This window comes from Arsenicibacter sp. R0_47, from assembly GCF_057652235.1.
Genome location: NZ_JBYFCJ010000036.1, coordinates 1 through 15,000, shown reverse-complemented (window position 1 = coordinate 15,000; position 15,000 = coordinate 1). Strand labels below are relative to the sequence as shown.

Sequence of the window (15,000 nt, the reverse complement as noted above, 5' to 3'; positions counted from 1 at the left end):
ACCGCAACCCGATTAACGAGCACACAGCTTGCCTGTCGAGACGTGCGACCGGTCGCTGGTGACCCGCTATCAACACACATCTTCGCCGCTTCGCCCAATACCCATGAGCGCTAATGGAGGAGGACGAAACTCAAGACAACAAACGTAACGTCGACCTTAAAACCCTCATTGGGTTGGGCTGAATACTTCACCTCGGGACGGTCTCCCTGTCCCGGACAGGGTGGTTACGCTCAACGCAATGCCTGGACTCAACAAAGGAGACTTCTCACTCACCCGGAAGATTAGTGGCTGTTGCACAACTTCAAATGATTACATTTCAAACCATTCCTTGATAGTTTTAGGACGCTTTTCCAGGTAGCTATAAACTAATCCCAGCAGCACATTGAGACTAAGGCCAATAAACCAGCCGGCTCGGCGACCATTAGCGTGGGTAGCAAACGTTCCCATAAAGAATGTCCATCCCCAAACAAGGACCATACTGAAAGTCAGCAGTATTTTGGTGAGTTTGATCATCTGCTTTGTGAGATTTTATACTTCTACTTTTCAAGCGATATGTTTCTGGTTGACTTGCGGAGCGTTCGCTTTGTGGCAAACGCTCCGAAAATGCAAACCCAAAGCTGACTAATTCAGGCGTTCAATTTGTCGAACGTAACCCGAAACTACAAGCCCAGAGCCGCCTAACGAGCCGTGCGGCCTGTCGCAGAGACGACGGCAAACACGCAACTGCTTTTACTGTCCACCCAACGACCATGAGGGCTGATGGTGTGGGCAAAACTTGCCTGAACACACGTACCTGAACCTTTACACCCCCTGCCGGTTGGGCTGCACAACCTGTACTTGGGGGCGAGCGTCCTGTCAGCGGAAAACTCACCTAAACAACTTTACCTATGCGATAAACGCCAATTTTATTAAACTCCAGTGCTGTCACAAAATCTAAGCTCCAGATTTTAAAACCAGAATCGCACAAACCTTGAAAGAGCAGGCTGCGGACTTGACTTTGAAAAAGAATAGCCGAATCGTGCCGCCCTCGAATCAAAATGACTTTTTCACTATCGAAGCTGGTGCCGAGAATTTTGGCAAAACGTTCTTCAAGACCAGACTCTAAACCAATGTACTGCCAATCATCAATCCACTCCACTTGACGGGACAAAAACTCAGCTTTGATGAATAGTTGTTTCGAGTCTAATTCCATTCGATTACTTGTGGCGTTTCTTGTGTCGTACGAAACCCGCTTTGCAAGCCTGACTTACCCTTTCCGAGTGTTCGCTCTGTCAGCCGAAACTCGGAAATTGAAACCTAAACCTGCCCACGCGGGCGTTCAAACTGTCGCACGAAACGCGGAAATGGAAATCCAAAAATTGCCCTGCGGGACGTGCAGCCTGTCACACGCCACACGGAAATGGAAACACTGCTTGGATGGGCCACCCAACACCCGCAGGTGTTGATAGTGCCCAAGTCACTTGACTAAACACACGTACCTGAACCTTTACACACCCGTTTGGTTGGGCTGAAAACCTTCCTTTGGGGACGTGCTCCCTGTCGCCCGGCAAACCGCCTATGCAGAGCGAACATAACGCACTTACCGATGAAACCGAGCGCGAAGCCCACCTACCGAACAAATTTTAGCGTCTAACCTCAAAATAATACATTACGGACTTGTTAATTGATAGTAGGCCCATGCAAAGATTCAATTTCTGATTTTGATTTTTCCAAGAGCGACATTCTAATTCAGACACGCTTACATAAGGCTTCTCCTTCTTGTATTTACGCCTATTCATTTCACCTTCTAATGAATTATAAAGATCTTCTGAATAAAAAGCTAAATTTATGAGATCGCCACTTATACTTCGACTTAAAAACATACTTGATTCCTCAACTCCTCTTTTATCTCGACTGAATATGAAAACATATACATTCTGTTGGCTTTCTAAGCCTTGGTCAACTACTGATTTCTTTAAAAACTCAAACTTTAATTTATTAGCAGCTTTAGTAAACTCCCCCAAATTGTAATTACTCATTTTTTGTAACTCGGTCATAAGAAATGAACTATACTGATCCATTTGAGTTTGTTTCTTTAATTTCCCTTGCCCAAAACTCAATGATGAGTAAAAAAGACAGATTGTAAGAGTTCTCATTAGCACGCTCATGCCCTATTTGAGTTTAGCAAGTACTTAGATTTTTGAATTTACCCTGTCGCCTGTAAGCTGCCCAATCAAAAAATGCTACCAAATCGGGGCGTTCCATTTGTCGCCAAAACGTCAGTTTTTTAAACAAAAAACCTGACTGTCACGGGCGTTTGCCATGTTGTCCGAAAGGTGGACGTTGAAGCACTGACAGAGGAAACACCCAACATACTATTGTACGTAAACTCAATTAACGACAAAAAGCTGATAATTAGAAACTAATCGTTAATTGAGTGTATATTGTCGACTAATACATTAAGCTTAATGACGGATTGTTCATCAACGACACAAGCATATTAAAATAAACTTACTTTTTCAACAATATGACTCAGAAGTTTTTTCAGCCAGTCGAACGGGTTTGGGACATTGACGGCTAGCCTGATTATTTCTTTAGTTCCGACAAACAACTTTACCGCTTCGACAGTCAGGGCAGAATTCGTCAAAATAAACGAACCGTTATTGGGTATACCGAGGGCTACGTACTGAAAAGTAAATTTTTTAGTCTGATTAAACTTCGCCCAATGCTCCGACGACATACCCCCCTGGCTCTATCAGCTACAGATCATCCAATGGACTTTTGAGCTTGCTGATCTTATCTGCCGTCACGTGCGTGTATCGCATCGTCGTCAGAATACTTTCATGACGAGGCAATTACAGAATGTCAAAGCTTTTGCCTTACTGAACTAACCCTGTGCTTTAGTGCAGGGCTACTGGCAGATCACCCCTGCAAACAGGCATGGCGATGGTATCGAAGCTAGCAAATGATGCGTTATGGCAACACCCATAGCCAGGCCAGTTCCAGAGGCTTGCCGTAGGCCCCAAACTGAAGTTTGGGGTTCAAAAGATGGGCCATCTCCCCTCTACATGATCAGGGCTAAATACAGTGACGGTTAGTATAGCACCCTCCGGCATCCACCCCTCCCTGCCCTCTCTTACTCCTCAATCACCGCTGACTCGCAGATGTACGTCGGGATAATGCCGGTGCTGCGGACGCGGACCTCAACGTCGTCGGCGAGGGTGTTGCCGGTCAGGACGAGGGCGGTGTCGAGGCCGAATTTGTTGCCGCCCAGGATGTCGGTGTGCAGCGTATCGCCGACCATCAGGATGTCTTTGCGGCCTACCGCCGGGTAACTGTTGATGTGCTCGTAGGCGAAGATAAACATCTGGGCATCCGGCTTACCAAAACGCATAAACTGCTTGCCCACAATGGTTTCAATCATTTTGGCTACCCCACCGATGGCAATCGCAATCTGGTTTTTCGAGACCGGATACGTGTTGTCGGTGTTGGCCACAATCACCGGAATGTTGCGGCGGCGGAGCAGGTTCACGGTCTTGTTCAGGTCGGTGTTCCAGTCGAACCCTTCGTCGTCCAGAAACACCAGGGCGTTTACCTCGTCAATGTCGTTCAGGTCAAGTTCGCGGATCGACAGCGTTTTCAGGCCCGCCGTTTCAATGTAATGCGCCGATTTTTCGGTCCCCAGATAGGCCACCGTCCCGTGGCTGACCTTCAGCTGCAGGTACTCCCTGGCCAGCATCCCCGATGAGATAATGCACTCGGGCACAATGTCGTACATCTCCAGCCTGTGGTATGACTGCGCCAGCGCCTCGGGACTCCGCGACGCATCGTTCGTCAGGACATAAAACTCCTTGTTCGTTTCTTTCAGGTAGGCAAACGTCTTTTCGATCCCCGGAATCAATCCGTTGGAGTTTTTCAGCACGCCGAAGGCGTCGAAGAAAATTACTTTGTACTGGTCAACAACGTGTTTAAACGACTCGAACTGCGACATAGAAAGGTAGAATGTGGTAAGTACGGCTTAGTATTTCGGATAAAACAGGTGGATGTGCGGGCGATGGTCTCACCCGCACAAATCAGATTTTCAGCGCTTTCAGGATTACATCCGCATCAAACAACTTGTCAATCGACGGCAGGTAAATGTCGTAGGCTTCGCGCTGTAGCTTGGTGGCATAGGTGCGGTGGAAGAAATACCGTCCGTATTTAATCACGTAGTTCAGGATAAAGAACCGGTAGGCCTCCTTCATGAACCGCACCTCGTTTTCGGTCAGCGGATATACCTTGTGGTATTCCTGCAGAAACATCAGAAAACGCTCTTCCATCATCGGCCCGATCAGGTAGCTGAACACCGTCCGGTCACCCGCGTCGGAGACTACACGACTGAAAAAGTAAAAGTCCATGACCCGGTAACTGATCCGGAACCAGTCATAATCCCAGCGCGAGTAGAGCTTCAGGTCGTCGGTCACCGAGAAATTGCCGATGTTCCAGTCAACGAAGACAGGCATGGTCTCCACCGACCCGTGCACCAGTTTCTGGCGGTTTTTCAGGAACGTCTCGCACTGCATTTTCAGGTAATCGACGTGATTCCGGTGTTCATACTGACCGGCTTCGGTATCCAGCATATCGACAAAACTCTGGATGTCGCTCCGCAGCGTTTTCGACGACTTCGGCAGCACGTTGGCCACCCGCGAGCACGCCTTGTGGAACCGCCCGATCTCGCCGCCCAGCTTCCGGATATGCTCCTCATCGAGGCGGCGCGGCATCCGGTGCATGGTCCGGATCGGGTTATAGAACACGACCCACGTATCAATCAGGTCATCCTTAAACCGGTACGTAAAGACCTGATTATTCTTCAGCAGCGACTTGGCCAGCACGTTCTCAAACGGATAGAGCAGGTTATTGGCCAGGGCATGAATAATCCGGTGATCTTCCTTAAAGTGCTCGTATTTACCAAAGTAAGACAGTTTGGCAATGACAATATCGTCGTTATCGAACCGCACACGGAATACGTGGTTGGTCGATACCTTTGCACTGATATCTTCAATGGTATGAATCGTATGTGAGGCATCAAAAGCCGCCCAGGCCTGTCGGATAATGGCCGGGTAATCGATCATTCGCATGTATGTGTTTTGTTGTACTAGATTAGTTCGAAATAACGCCGCAGTTCCCAATAGCTTACCTGACGGGCATATTGCCGCCATTCCCATTCGCGCGTCTGCGTAAAATGGTCAACAAAGCCTTCGCCAAACAGTTCCGCCGCTACGGCTGATTGTTTCATTACCTGCGTGGCATCCCACAGATTTGCCCGAATTACCCCGTTTGCCTTGTCGGCGTATCCGTTACCGACCGTAGCCGGTATGTCCAGGGATAACTGGTGGCGGATGCCGTACAGCCCCGATGCCAGCGAGGCCGCAATGGCGAGGTACGGGTTAGTATCCGAGCCCGACACCCGCTGCTCCAGCCGCGTGTAGGCTTCGGCATGGTTGAGCACCCGCAGCGCCGTTGTCCGGTTGTCGATGGACCAGGTGATGGTCGTCGGTGCCCATGCTCCTTCGACCAGCCGCTTGTAGCTGTTGACGGTCGGGGCCAGCATCGGCAGGATATGCGGCAGGCAATACAACTGCCCGGCCAGGTACTGACGGAACAGCGCACTCATGTTATCGGGTTGGGACGGGTCGTAGAACAGGTTTTTCGACCCATCGGGCGTCCAGAGGCTTTGGTGGATGTGGCCGCTGCACCCCGGCAGCTCGGCGTTCCACTTCGCCATGAACGTCGCCATGATCCCGTGTTTATAGGCAATTTCCTTGACGGCCGTTTTAAACAAGGTCGCTTTATCGGCGGCTCGCACCACTTCGTCGTGGTGAATGGCGGCTTCGTAAACGCCCGGGCCGGTCTCGGTATGCAGGCCTTCGAGCGGTATGTCAAATTCAGCGAGCAGGTCAAACAGATCGTGATAAAAAGCCGTTTCGAGCGACGGGCGCAGGATGGAGTATCCGAACATGCCCGGTGTCAGCGGCTCCGGATTCCGGAAATCCTTTTCGTGCAGCGACTGCGGTGTTTCGCGGAAATTGAACCACTCAAACTCCTGGGCAATTTCGGCCCGGAAGCCCATTGCTTCGCTTTGCCGGGCAATGCGTTTCAGCAGGCTGCGGGGACAAGCCACCAGATCGTTGCCGTCTTCGTGGCTGAAATCGGCGATAAAAAACGGCAGATTATCTTCCCACGGAATCCGCCGGAAGGTCGAGAGGTCGATGCGGGTGGGGGTATCGGGATAGCCGGAGTGCCAGCCCGTGAGCTTTACATGGTCGTAAGGGGCGTCGGCGCTGTCCCAGCCAAAGACCACGTTGCAGAAGCCATAACCGGACTTGAGGCCCGCCTCAAACTTCCGGCGGCTGATGACTTTGCCCCGCAGCACCCCGTCGATGTCGGCAAAGGCAAACTTTACTTTCTGTATGCTGTGTTGATCGAAGTATTCCCTAATCTCGTGCTGCTCCATAACTGTTGGGTTATGCTATGAACAGCAATCTACTACATTTACCCAAACTGCGGCAACTTATGCGGAATAAATCTAAGGAAGCAGGTTGCGGTAATACGTAGCCTGAAGGAATTTACTTACCACAAAGGCACATAGCGCACAGAAGAAGTTTACATTCTTTGTTTTCTATGTGCCTTTGTGGTCAATCAGTTTAGCGATAATGCTCTGTGTTTTACACGCCGAACTTACGCAGGTTGTACGTAAAGCTTAGGAGGAAGTAACGGCGCAGAATACGGTTCTGCACATCCTCCACATAGGTATCCGTCACGTTCCGGATGATGCTCTTGTTCTGGTTCAGTAAATCATAGACCTGTAGCTTCAGCTCACCCTGTTTGTTTTTGAAAAACTGACGGGCCAGACCAGCGTTCCAGAGCGTAACATTCTGGTTATACCCCGCCGACCGGCCGGTATTGTTCAGGTACAGCACATCCGTGGTCAGCACAAACCGGAACGGCAACTGCCAATGAATGTTGGCATCGGCCATGTTAGTAAAAAATGCGTTGTTCTGCGCCGATTGCAGGGAGTAGGTCGCCCGCTGGTAGGTCACGTTGCCCATCAGCCCGAACTCAAACTTCCCGTTGAACGCCGAATTCAGGCTCAGCCCCTGCCCCAGTGTCATATTCCGCGAATAGTTAGTCTGCCCGTTCACAAAGCCGATCCCGCGCGAGAAGCCCAGATTTGTATTCAGGTTCAGATTAATCTTCCACGGCATCAACCGGCGGCCGAACGACACATAGCTATTGACGGCGTAATAGCCATCGGCATTCACCGGCTGCGTGGTCTGTACACCCGAGGCATTAAAACTCGTCGAGTTTACGATCCGGTCGTTTACCTGATTGACATTCATCATGGCAAAGAAACTCTGCGACCCCGCCGACCGGTAGGTGTTATAAGTCATCGACAGCGTGTTGTAGTACTCGGGCCGCAGACCGGCATTGCCCAGCCGGATCTGCAACGGGTTGGTATTGTCCGGCACCGGCTGCAGCTGACTCACCGACGGCGCATTGATCCGCGTCCGGTAATTGATCCGGAGCGTGCGGTTGCGGGTCCAGTTGTAGGAAAACATGCCCACCGGCAGCAGGTTGGTAAAGCTGCGGTTCAGGGTTGTGTCGGTGGTCCGGTTAGTACCCTGTAACGAGGCCTGCTGCACGTCGAAACCCAGTGAGTAGGTATACCGTAACCGGCGGTTCTGCAACGTTGTACCGATCCGGTGCGTCTGGTATTCGTTACGGAAATTGTTGCTCAACAGCGCGTTCCGGCGCGAATAAAAGCCGGTCACCTCGTCGAAATCGTTTACTTCGCGGCTGGACAGGTTCAGGTTATTGGCAAAATTATACCGCAGTTCCAGCTTCTTGCTCAGCGACAGCGGTTCGGTAAACGACAGCATCAGGTTATGGGCCCATACGTTGTTGCCCTGCTCATTCTGCTGGTTGATGCGCGTCGTCCGGTCGCCGGTTGTACCACCAAAGAACAGGTTCGTTGCCTGGTTGATGCCACGGGTATCCTGCTGGTTCAGCACCGTATTCAGGTTTGCCGAGAATGTCCGGCCTTCCTTCATAAATTTCCGCATCAGCAGGATATTACTCATACCATTCAGTCCGTTGCCGTTCATGCCATAATCAGTAGTGTTCCGGCTCAGCGCGGCCCCCGACTGGTTCTGTACCTCCTGATTGGTCAGGCTGTTGAACCGCGAACCATTATACGACACATTGGGTGTAAACCGCAGGCTGGTCAGGCTGTCGAGCTTCCAGTCGAGGCGCATGTTAAACCGGTGGTTGGTATTCCGGCTCGTCGACGTAAGGGCCTGATTGGTCAGAAACGACCGGTTGGCGGTAGCCTCTCCTCCCGCTGTTTGTGCCGGCAGAATATTTTGCCGGCGGCTGGTCTGTTCCGTCCGGACGCTGACATCATTGATAAAATAGCTTGCCGCCACTTCGGCTTTTTTGCCCAGACCGTCGCGGAAGTTCATCCCGGCCGCCTTTGAGCTGGTGATGTTGGTTGGTTGCTGATTGCCGCCGAAACCACCGCCTCCGCCACCGTTTGACGTGACCATAAACGAGCCTCCCCCTCCACCCGCAAGCCCGCCGCCGGCGTTAATGCCCGCGCCGTCCTGCGCCGTAAAGCCCTGATTGTTCAGGTTATTGCCCATCCCCACCAGCGACATCTGGCGGCCGTTGTTAAACCGGTTCAGGTTGAGGTTAGCCTGATAGCGGTCGTTGGTGCCGCCACCCAGTGAATTGCGGCCAAAATAGCCTTTGCGCTTATCCCGTTTGGTCGTCAGGTTGATGGTCCGTTCACGGTTGCCGTCGTCAATTCCCGAAAACGACGACTGATCGGATTGCTGGTCATACATCTGCACTTTATCAATGATATCGACGGGCAGATTGCGGGTAGCCATTTTCGGGTCATTGCCGAAAAACGGTTTGCCGTCGACCAGTACCTTGTTCACCGTTTGCCCCTGTGCCTTGATCGTACCGTCGCGGCTGACTTCAACGCCCGGCAGCTTTTTCAGTAAGTCTTCCACCGCAGCATTGGGCTGGGTTTTAAACGAATTGGCATTAAACTCGAGGGTATCCTGCTTAACCGTAATCGGTGCCCGCTCCTGTACCACCGTTACCTCGTTGAGGGTTGTCATTTTCTGGTTCATCCGGATCGTGCCGGCGTCGGTCGATGCGCCCTCCGTCGTAATGAGACGCGACCCGTTTTCATAACCGACATAGGTCACCAGCAGCCGGTAACGGCCCGGCGCCACGTTCCGGAGCAGGAAGTTGCCATCGCCGTCGCTGATCGTATAGGCGAGATACGACGAGTCTCTGGCCTGCAGCAAGGACACCGATGCCTCGCGGAGTGGCTTCCCCGTAGTCGAGTCGGTGATTGTCCCGCGAATAACGCCCTTACCAGCCTTACTTACCGGTGTTTGCTGCCCGTGAAGCGCTCCGGCCACGGCCATAAGCATCAGAAAAATGTATAGGTAGCGCATCCCTTACTATGATTTACTATGATTGAATGATTAAATTGCCGAATGACTGAATGATTAATGTCATTTGGTTAATTGTTGTGGGTACCGGCCGGTTTTTGATTAGTCTGATTGCTGTTTATTGCGATATTCATCAGCATATTTGTTGTTTACTGTGATTAGCTGGCTAATATGAATTCCGGGTAACGCACTTGCTTAAGGAATCAAAAACCCTGTAAATCAATAGCTACCACTAAAAAATCACACTAATCATTTAATCATACGAATCATAGTCCTAGTTATTCCGCTCAAACATCCGGGCGCGGAAGTCAGCCATGGCCTTGTCCCGCACTTCCTTCATTTCTTCCGGCGACACGGCCTTAGCCGATGCTGAAGGCAGCACATCCTGCTCAGATACAGCCGCTTTCAAATCTACCTTAATCGCCTTGTACGCTTCTTTACTTCCCTCAACGGACAAAACCACCCCTTTCTCCGGCATCAGCTCCCGCACAGGCGAGTAGGTTATAGGCAGCTCGGTTGTGTACCAGACTGTATAGTTTTCATTTTTGTACGGCACAACGGCTTTCTGACAAACGTATCCCGCAATTTTCTTTGTCTGATCGGCTGGTTGCCAGGCAGCTGGCTTTTTAAACGGTGTTTCCGATTTATAAAGTTTTGCCTCGGCATCCTTCCCGACCGTCAGGACGGTAATCAGTTTTTGTCCGGCCAGATCGAGATAGGTCTTTTCGCTGAACGGTGCCTCTATACGCGTTGTCTGTGCCGGTGCAGCGTCACCTCCCCCCGCACCATCAAAGGACCGGCGGATCATTGTAGCACCACCGGCTCCTTCACGCTCCTCTTTCGCATTACTTCCGTTAAAACTGGTTTTGATCTCAAACGTGCGGGTATCCGGAATATCGGCCGGAAACGACGGGTCACCCGGCTTCATTTCCTGGCCGTTGATGTTGATCCGCATTTTCGAGAGATCGACTTTAACCATCGCTTCGTAGGATATCCGGCCACTATTCTGGGCCTGCGTGGTCAGTCCGGCAAAGAGTAAGGTGGCGGCAATCAGTAGTTGTTTCATGGAATGTCTGTGATTAATTATGTGCAGCAAAGGTCAGCGGAAGTACTGTAAAGAACCGTTATGTAGTGTTAAACAGTGTTAAGATGACAACACAAGCCTATGAAGTAGAAAGTGACCTGATTCGGGTTTTGGTAGAAATAAACCCGTTATGAACGCCCGCAACCTTTTTGTCAGCAGCCTTTTAGCGCTTTGCCTTTCACTTACTTTGGCCATGGCCCAGACCGACCACCTGCAATCGGTTTCTGCCCCCGGCAGCCACCCGCGTCTGCTGCTGCCCGCCCGCGACGAAGCGGCGATCCGGCAGGTTGTTGGTACCGACCAGACCTGGGGAAAGGTACACAAGGCCATGCTGACTGAATGCGATGCCCTGCTTAACACCCCGCCCGTCGAACGGATTCAGATCGGCCGCCGGTTGCTGGATAAGTCGCGGGAAGCGCTGCGGCGGTTGTTTCTGCTTTCCTACGCGTGGCGGATGACCCGTCAGGACACCTACCGGCAGCGCGCCGAAAAGGAAATGCTGGCCATCGCCGCGTTCAGCGACTGGAACCCGTCGCACTTTCTGGACGTGGCCGAAATGACCATGGCCGTCGCCATCGGCTACGACTGGCTGTATAACGATCTGTCGCCCCAATCGCGGGCAACCATAAAGGAAGCCATCCTGAAGAAGGGCATCGAACCGTCGCTCGACCCCAAAAACAACAGCTGGCTGAAAGCTTCCCATAACTGGAACCAGGTCTGTAACGCCGGCATGACCTTCGGCGCACTGGCTATCTACGAAGACGAACCCGCGCTGGCGAAACAGATTATTAACCGCGCCCTCGATACCATCGTGCTCTCAATGGGCGATTACGGCCCGGACGGTGCCTATCCTGAAGGCTACGGCTACTGGGGCTACGGCACCAGCTTTAACGTGATGTTTATCAGCGCCATGGAAAAAGCCTACGGGCAGGATTTCGGTCTGAGCAAACAACCCGGCTTTCTGCAAACCGCGGTCTACATGGAAAACATGACCGGACCAACCGGCCGCTCGTTTAATTATTCTGACGCCGGCACGGGGAGCGAACTGCAACCGGCCATGTTCTGGTTTGCCAACAAAACCAACAACCCGTCCCTGCTTTGGATCGAACGCGAACGGCTGCAAACCGCCGAGGGCAAATCATTCGTAAAAAACCGGTTGCTACCCGCCATCATGGTCTGGAACGGCGGCCTTAGCATCGACAAAATAACCGCCCCGAAATCGCTGGCATGGACCGGAAACGGCAAAAATCCCTTAACACTGATGCGCACTTCGTGGACCGATCCGAATGCCATTTTCGTCGGGGCTAAAGGCGGTTCTCCGTCGGTAAACCACGCCCACATGGACGCGGGATCGTTTGTGATGGATGCCAACGGCGTCCGCTGGGCCATGGATTTCGGCATGCAGGACTACAATTCCCTTGAATCCAAAGGCGTCAAAATCTGGGATAAAGGCCAGAACGCCCAGCGCTGGGAAGTGTTCCGCTATGGCAACGCCGTCCATAATACCCTGACCATCAACGACGGGCTTCAGCGCGTAGATGGTTTCGCCCCCATTAAACGCCACGGCAGTTCACCCGATTTCATGCAGACGACTATCGACCTGAGCGACATCTACAAGGGGTCTCTGGCAGAAGCGACCCGAGGCATTGCCATTGTCAAAAAAGCGTATGTCGCCGTGCGGGATGAGCTGAAAGCAGGAAGTACTGATGCCACCGTGCGCTGGACGTTGCTGACGCCCGCAGCGGTTAACATCCTCGGGCCAAACCGCGCAGAACTGGTCATAAACGGCAAAAAGCTGCTGTTACAGGTGCAGGAGCCTGCCACCATCACCCTGCAAACCTGGCCAACCACGCCGACCCACGATTATGATGCACCTAATCCGGGATCAATCCGTGTGGGTTTTGAGGTGAAGCTACCAGCCAATACCGCCGGCAACCTGACGGTTCTGCTGATTCCGGAAGGCAACGCGACCGGCAATCCGGCCGCCGTTCCGCCCCTGCGCCAGTGGCCTTGAGGGTTGTTGCGGTTAAGCTTCGTTATCTAATGTTAAGCAGTGTTAACGACCTGCGGATTCTGTCAGAACACGCGTTACTTTTGCGTTGTAGGTTCAACTCCCCAAGGGTTTAAAACCCTTGGGGAGTTCACCACTCGTCAATCCATGAAAACACGAATCCGATCCATATTCTGGCTGATGACCGTCTGTATCCTGGGCATAAACCTGTTCCAGGCCTACTGGCTGTTTCAGACCTATCAGCTGACGCTGGAGCAGTTCAGGCGGGCAGTACGGGAGGCGCTGTTTGAAAGCTTTCAGAATAACCAGTTGTCGGCCGTCGAAAAGCTGGTTGGTCAGCGGCATAAGGGACAAGTTACCGCCCGCGTCACGTACCGCGCTCTGTCTGATAAGGACTCAACCGGACATAAAGCCTTTTTTTACAGCGAGCAACATAGTGAAGCCTCCCGCCTGAAACCTGACCTGGATACCGGCAAAAGCATCCGCCGTATTGTTATTAACCTGAACAGCAAGTCGGCCAAACCATCCAAAAATGCGGATACACTGGCCCGTAAGCTCTCTGACCTGTTCATTTACCGGTGGTCGGGCAAGGATCAGTTTAACCTCAACCAGTTCACGAAACAATACGAGGCCGAACTCACCAACTGGGGCATTACCGACCCCGATTTTGTCCTCGACACGCTATCCCGCAAGGGCCGTTTTCTTCAGACTTCCGACCAGCCGGGCATTCAGCGGCCGGGGTATCGCGTACAGACACCGCTCGTTCCGATCAATCCGGTGAGGGGGCAGTTTATCCAGGCATCGTTCAAAACCCCTACCGTCTATATTCTGCGGCGTATGGGCTGGTTGCTGGCCACATCGGTCCTGTTGCTGATCCTGACGACGGGCTGTTTTCTGTTTATGCTGTCGACTATTCTGCGCCAGAAAAAGCTCTCGGATATCAAAAACGATTTTATCAATAACATGACCCACGAGCTGAAGACACCCATTGCCACGGTGTCGGCGGCGGTGGAGGCCATGCAGCATTTCGGGGCGCTGAACGATCCGAAGAAAACCCAGACTTACCTGACGATCTCGCAGAACGAGCTGCGCCGGTTGTCAGATCTGGTCGAAAAGGTGCTGAACATGGCCGTTGAAGAGCAGAAGGAAATGGCACTGCAACCCGACTGGATTGATCCGGCCGGACTGGTGCTGGAACTGGTGCAGCGGCATCAGCTAAAAGCACCGAAGCCCGTTACCTTTCAGGTGAATGTCGAACCGGAACTGATTAAAGCCGACCCGATGCATCTCTCGAATGTGATTAACAACCTGATCGACAATGCCATTAAGTATTCAGACGACGAGGTAACGATCCGGATCAGCGGCATGTCAACGCCGGATGGCTGGCAGCTCACGGTCGCCGATAACGGGCCGGGGATTCCGAAAGGCTACCAGGAGGCTATTTTTGACCGTTTCTTCCGCGTCCCGACGGGTAATCTGCATCCGGTGAAAGGCTTCGGGCTTGGCCTATACTATGTCCGTCAGGTAATTGAGCGGCATGGCGGTACCATCCGCGTACAGAGTGAAACCGGCGCATCTGAGCGGCGCGGCAGCGAATTTTTTATCTGGCTCCCCCTTTAACATGGCAACCGTACTTTTGATTGAAGATGAACAGGCCCTTGGCATGATTGTGAAAGACAGTCTGGAGGTGCGTGGTTTTACCGTAAACTATGCCTGCGACGGCGAAGAAGGCCTGGCGCTGTTCCGGCAGCAGCCACCGGACATTGTTGTGGCCGATATTATGATGCCGAAACTCGACGGATTCAGCCTGGCCGAGCGCATCCGGCAGCAGAATACGCATATCCCGATTATCTTTCTGACAGCCCGCTCGCAGACGGCGGATGTGGTGCGGGGCTTTGAACTCGGCGGCAATGATTACCTGAAAAAACCATTCAGTATGGACGAGCTGATTGTCCGGATGAAGGCCCTCCTTAACCGCCAGTACACTACGCTGATCCCGACGGGCGACCGCGTCAGCATCGGGCGTTACGAGTTCGACTACCCTAAACAGAAGCTTATTTTTGATGGTCAGGAAACCACCCTCTCCCACCGCGAATCAGAGTTGTTGAAGCGCCTGTATGAGCAGCGGAATCAGGTATTAGAGCGTACTACGGTGTTGCTGGAACTTTGGGGTGACGACAGCTTTTTCAACGGCCGCAGCCTCGACGTATTTATTACCCACCTGCGCCGGTATCTTAAGCACGACGCTCAGGTTCAGATCGTTAATGTGCGGGGTGTGGGGTACAAGCTGATTGTGTAGCACTTACTGACCAAGGGTACGTCTTCTTTCTCTATATTTATATACAGGGCTTTCTCATAAAAAAAGGCAAGAACCAGTATGTCCTATTTTTGTGGTGACGAAACTACAAAACGATGAC

Annotated in this window: 11 protein-coding genes; 3 read left to right on the top strand and 8 right to left on the bottom strand. The window is 52.2% G+C overall.

Features of this window, described 5'->3' with window-relative positions; translation table 11 throughout:
- Positions 1–309: 309 nt before the first annotated feature.
- From AC23NW_RS31855 to AC23NW_RS31820, 8 genes are all read right to left on the bottom strand, one after another.
- Positions 310–513: a hypothetical protein gene (locus tag AC23NW_RS31855; RefSeq protein WP_487454638.1), complete on the bottom strand. Its 204-nt coding sequence runs from the start codon at positions 511–513 to the stop codon at positions 310–312.
- Positions 514–871: 358 nt separating this feature from the next.
- The gene (locus tag AC23NW_RS31850; RefSeq protein ID WP_487454636.1) at positions 872–1,192 is read right to left on the bottom strand and encodes a hypothetical protein; all 321 of its coding nucleotides are present in this window, start codon (positions 1,190–1,192) and stop codon (positions 872–874) included.
- Positions 1,193–1,622: 430 nt separating this feature from the next.
- Complete coding sequence (locus AC23NW_RS31845) at positions 1,623–2,036, bottom strand: hypothetical protein (protein ID WP_487454635.1); 414 nt, start codon at positions 2,034–2,036, stop codon at positions 1,623–1,625.
- 1,079 nt (positions 2,037–3,115) lie between these two features.
- Positions 3,116–3,970 (bottom strand): HAD-IIA family hydrolase, encoded by an 855-nt coding sequence (locus AC23NW_RS31840; RefSeq protein WP_293838805.1) that lies wholly within the window; start codon positions 3,968–3,970, stop codon positions 3,116–3,118.
- A gap of 82 nt (positions 3,971–4,052) precedes the next feature.
- Positions 4,053–5,096 carry a hypothetical protein gene (locus tag AC23NW_RS31835; protein ID WP_293838802.1) on the bottom strand — a complete coding sequence of 348 codons (1,044 nt, stop codon included), beginning with the start codon at positions 5,094–5,096 and terminating at the stop codon, positions 4,053–4,055.
- Between the two features lie 17 nt (positions 5,097–5,113).
- Positions 5,114–6,472 (bottom strand): glutamine synthetase family protein, encoded by a 1,359-nt coding sequence (locus AC23NW_RS31830; RefSeq protein ID WP_487454634.1) that lies wholly within the window; start codon positions 6,470–6,472, stop codon positions 5,114–5,116.
- A gap of 211 nt (positions 6,473–6,683) precedes the next feature.
- On the bottom strand, positions 6,684–9,491 hold the full coding sequence (locus tag AC23NW_RS31825; protein ID WP_487454632.1) for an outer membrane beta-barrel protein: 2,808 nt from the start codon (positions 9,489–9,491) through the stop codon (positions 6,684–6,686).
- Between the two features lie 271 nt (positions 9,492–9,762).
- On the bottom strand, positions 9,763–10,554 hold the full coding sequence (locus AC23NW_RS31820) for a GLPGLI family protein (RefSeq protein WP_487454630.1): 792 nt from the start codon (positions 10,552–10,554) through the stop codon (positions 9,763–9,765).
- A gap of 148 nt (positions 10,555–10,702) precedes the next feature.
- Between AC23NW_RS31820 and AC23NW_RS31815 the strand changes: the two genes are divergently transcribed.
- The 3 genes from AC23NW_RS31815 to AC23NW_RS31805 all read left to right on the top strand — a co-directional run bounded on the left by AC23NW_RS31815 (position 10,703) and on the right by AC23NW_RS31805 (position 14,882).
- Positions 10,703–12,586, top strand: a complete 1,884-nt coding sequence (locus AC23NW_RS31815; RefSeq protein ID WP_487454628.1) for a heparinase II/III domain-containing protein — start codon at positions 10,703–10,705, stop codon at positions 12,584–12,586.
- A gap of 144 nt (positions 12,587–12,730) precedes the next feature.
- Positions 12,731–14,203, top strand: coding sequence for a sensor histidine kinase (locus AC23NW_RS31810; RefSeq protein ID WP_487454627.1), 1,473 nt, complete (start codon positions 12,731–12,733; stop codon positions 14,201–14,203).
- Position 14,204: 1 nt separating this feature from the next.
- Complete coding sequence (locus tag AC23NW_RS31805; protein ID WP_293842961.1) at positions 14,205–14,882, top strand: response regulator transcription factor; 678 nt, start codon at positions 14,205–14,207, stop codon at positions 14,880–14,882.
- The last annotated feature ends 118 nt before the right edge of the window (positions 14,883–15,000 follow it).

Bases quoted from the DNA above. Each gene is read 5' to 3' on its own strand.
- AC23NW_RS31830 (WP_487454634.1), bottom strand. From the start codon at position 6,472: ATGGAGCAGCACGAGATTAGGGAATACTTCGATCAACACAGCATACAG.
- AC23NW_RS31805 (WP_293842961.1), top strand. From the start codon at position 14,205: ATGGCAACCGTACTTTTGATTGAAGATGAACAGGCCCTTGGCATGATT.
- AC23NW_RS31820 (WP_487454630.1), bottom strand. From the start codon at position 10,554: ATGAAACAACTACTGATTGCCGCCACCTTACTCTTTGCCGGACTGACC.
- AC23NW_RS31825 (WP_487454632.1), bottom strand. From the start codon at position 9,491: ATGCGCTACCTATACATTTTTCTGATGCTTATGGCCGTGGCCGGAGCG.
- AC23NW_RS31840 (WP_293838805.1), bottom strand. From the start codon at position 3,970: ATGTCGCAGTTCGAGTCGTTTAAACACGTTGTTGACCAGTACAAAGTA.
- AC23NW_RS31850 (WP_487454636.1), bottom strand. From the start codon at position 1,192: ATGGAATTAGACTCGAAACAACTATTCATCAAAGCTGAGTTTTTGTCC.
- AC23NW_RS31845 (WP_487454635.1), bottom strand. From the start codon at position 2,036: ATGACCGAGTTACAAAAAATGAGTAATTACAATTTGGGGGAGTTTACT.
- AC23NW_RS31815 (WP_487454628.1), top strand. From the start codon at position 10,703: ATGAACGCCCGCAACCTTTTTGTCAGCAGCCTTTTAGCGCTTTGCCTT.
- AC23NW_RS31855 (WP_487454638.1), bottom strand. From the start codon at position 513: ATGATCAAACTCACCAAAATACTGCTGACTTTCAGTATGGTCCTTGTT.
- AC23NW_RS31835 (WP_293838802.1), bottom strand. From the start codon at position 5,096: ATGCGAATGATCGATTACCCGGCCATTATCCGACAGGCCTGGGCGGCT.
- AC23NW_RS31810 (WP_487454627.1), top strand. From the start codon at position 12,731: ATGAAAACACGAATCCGATCCATATTCTGGCTGATGACCGTCTGTATC.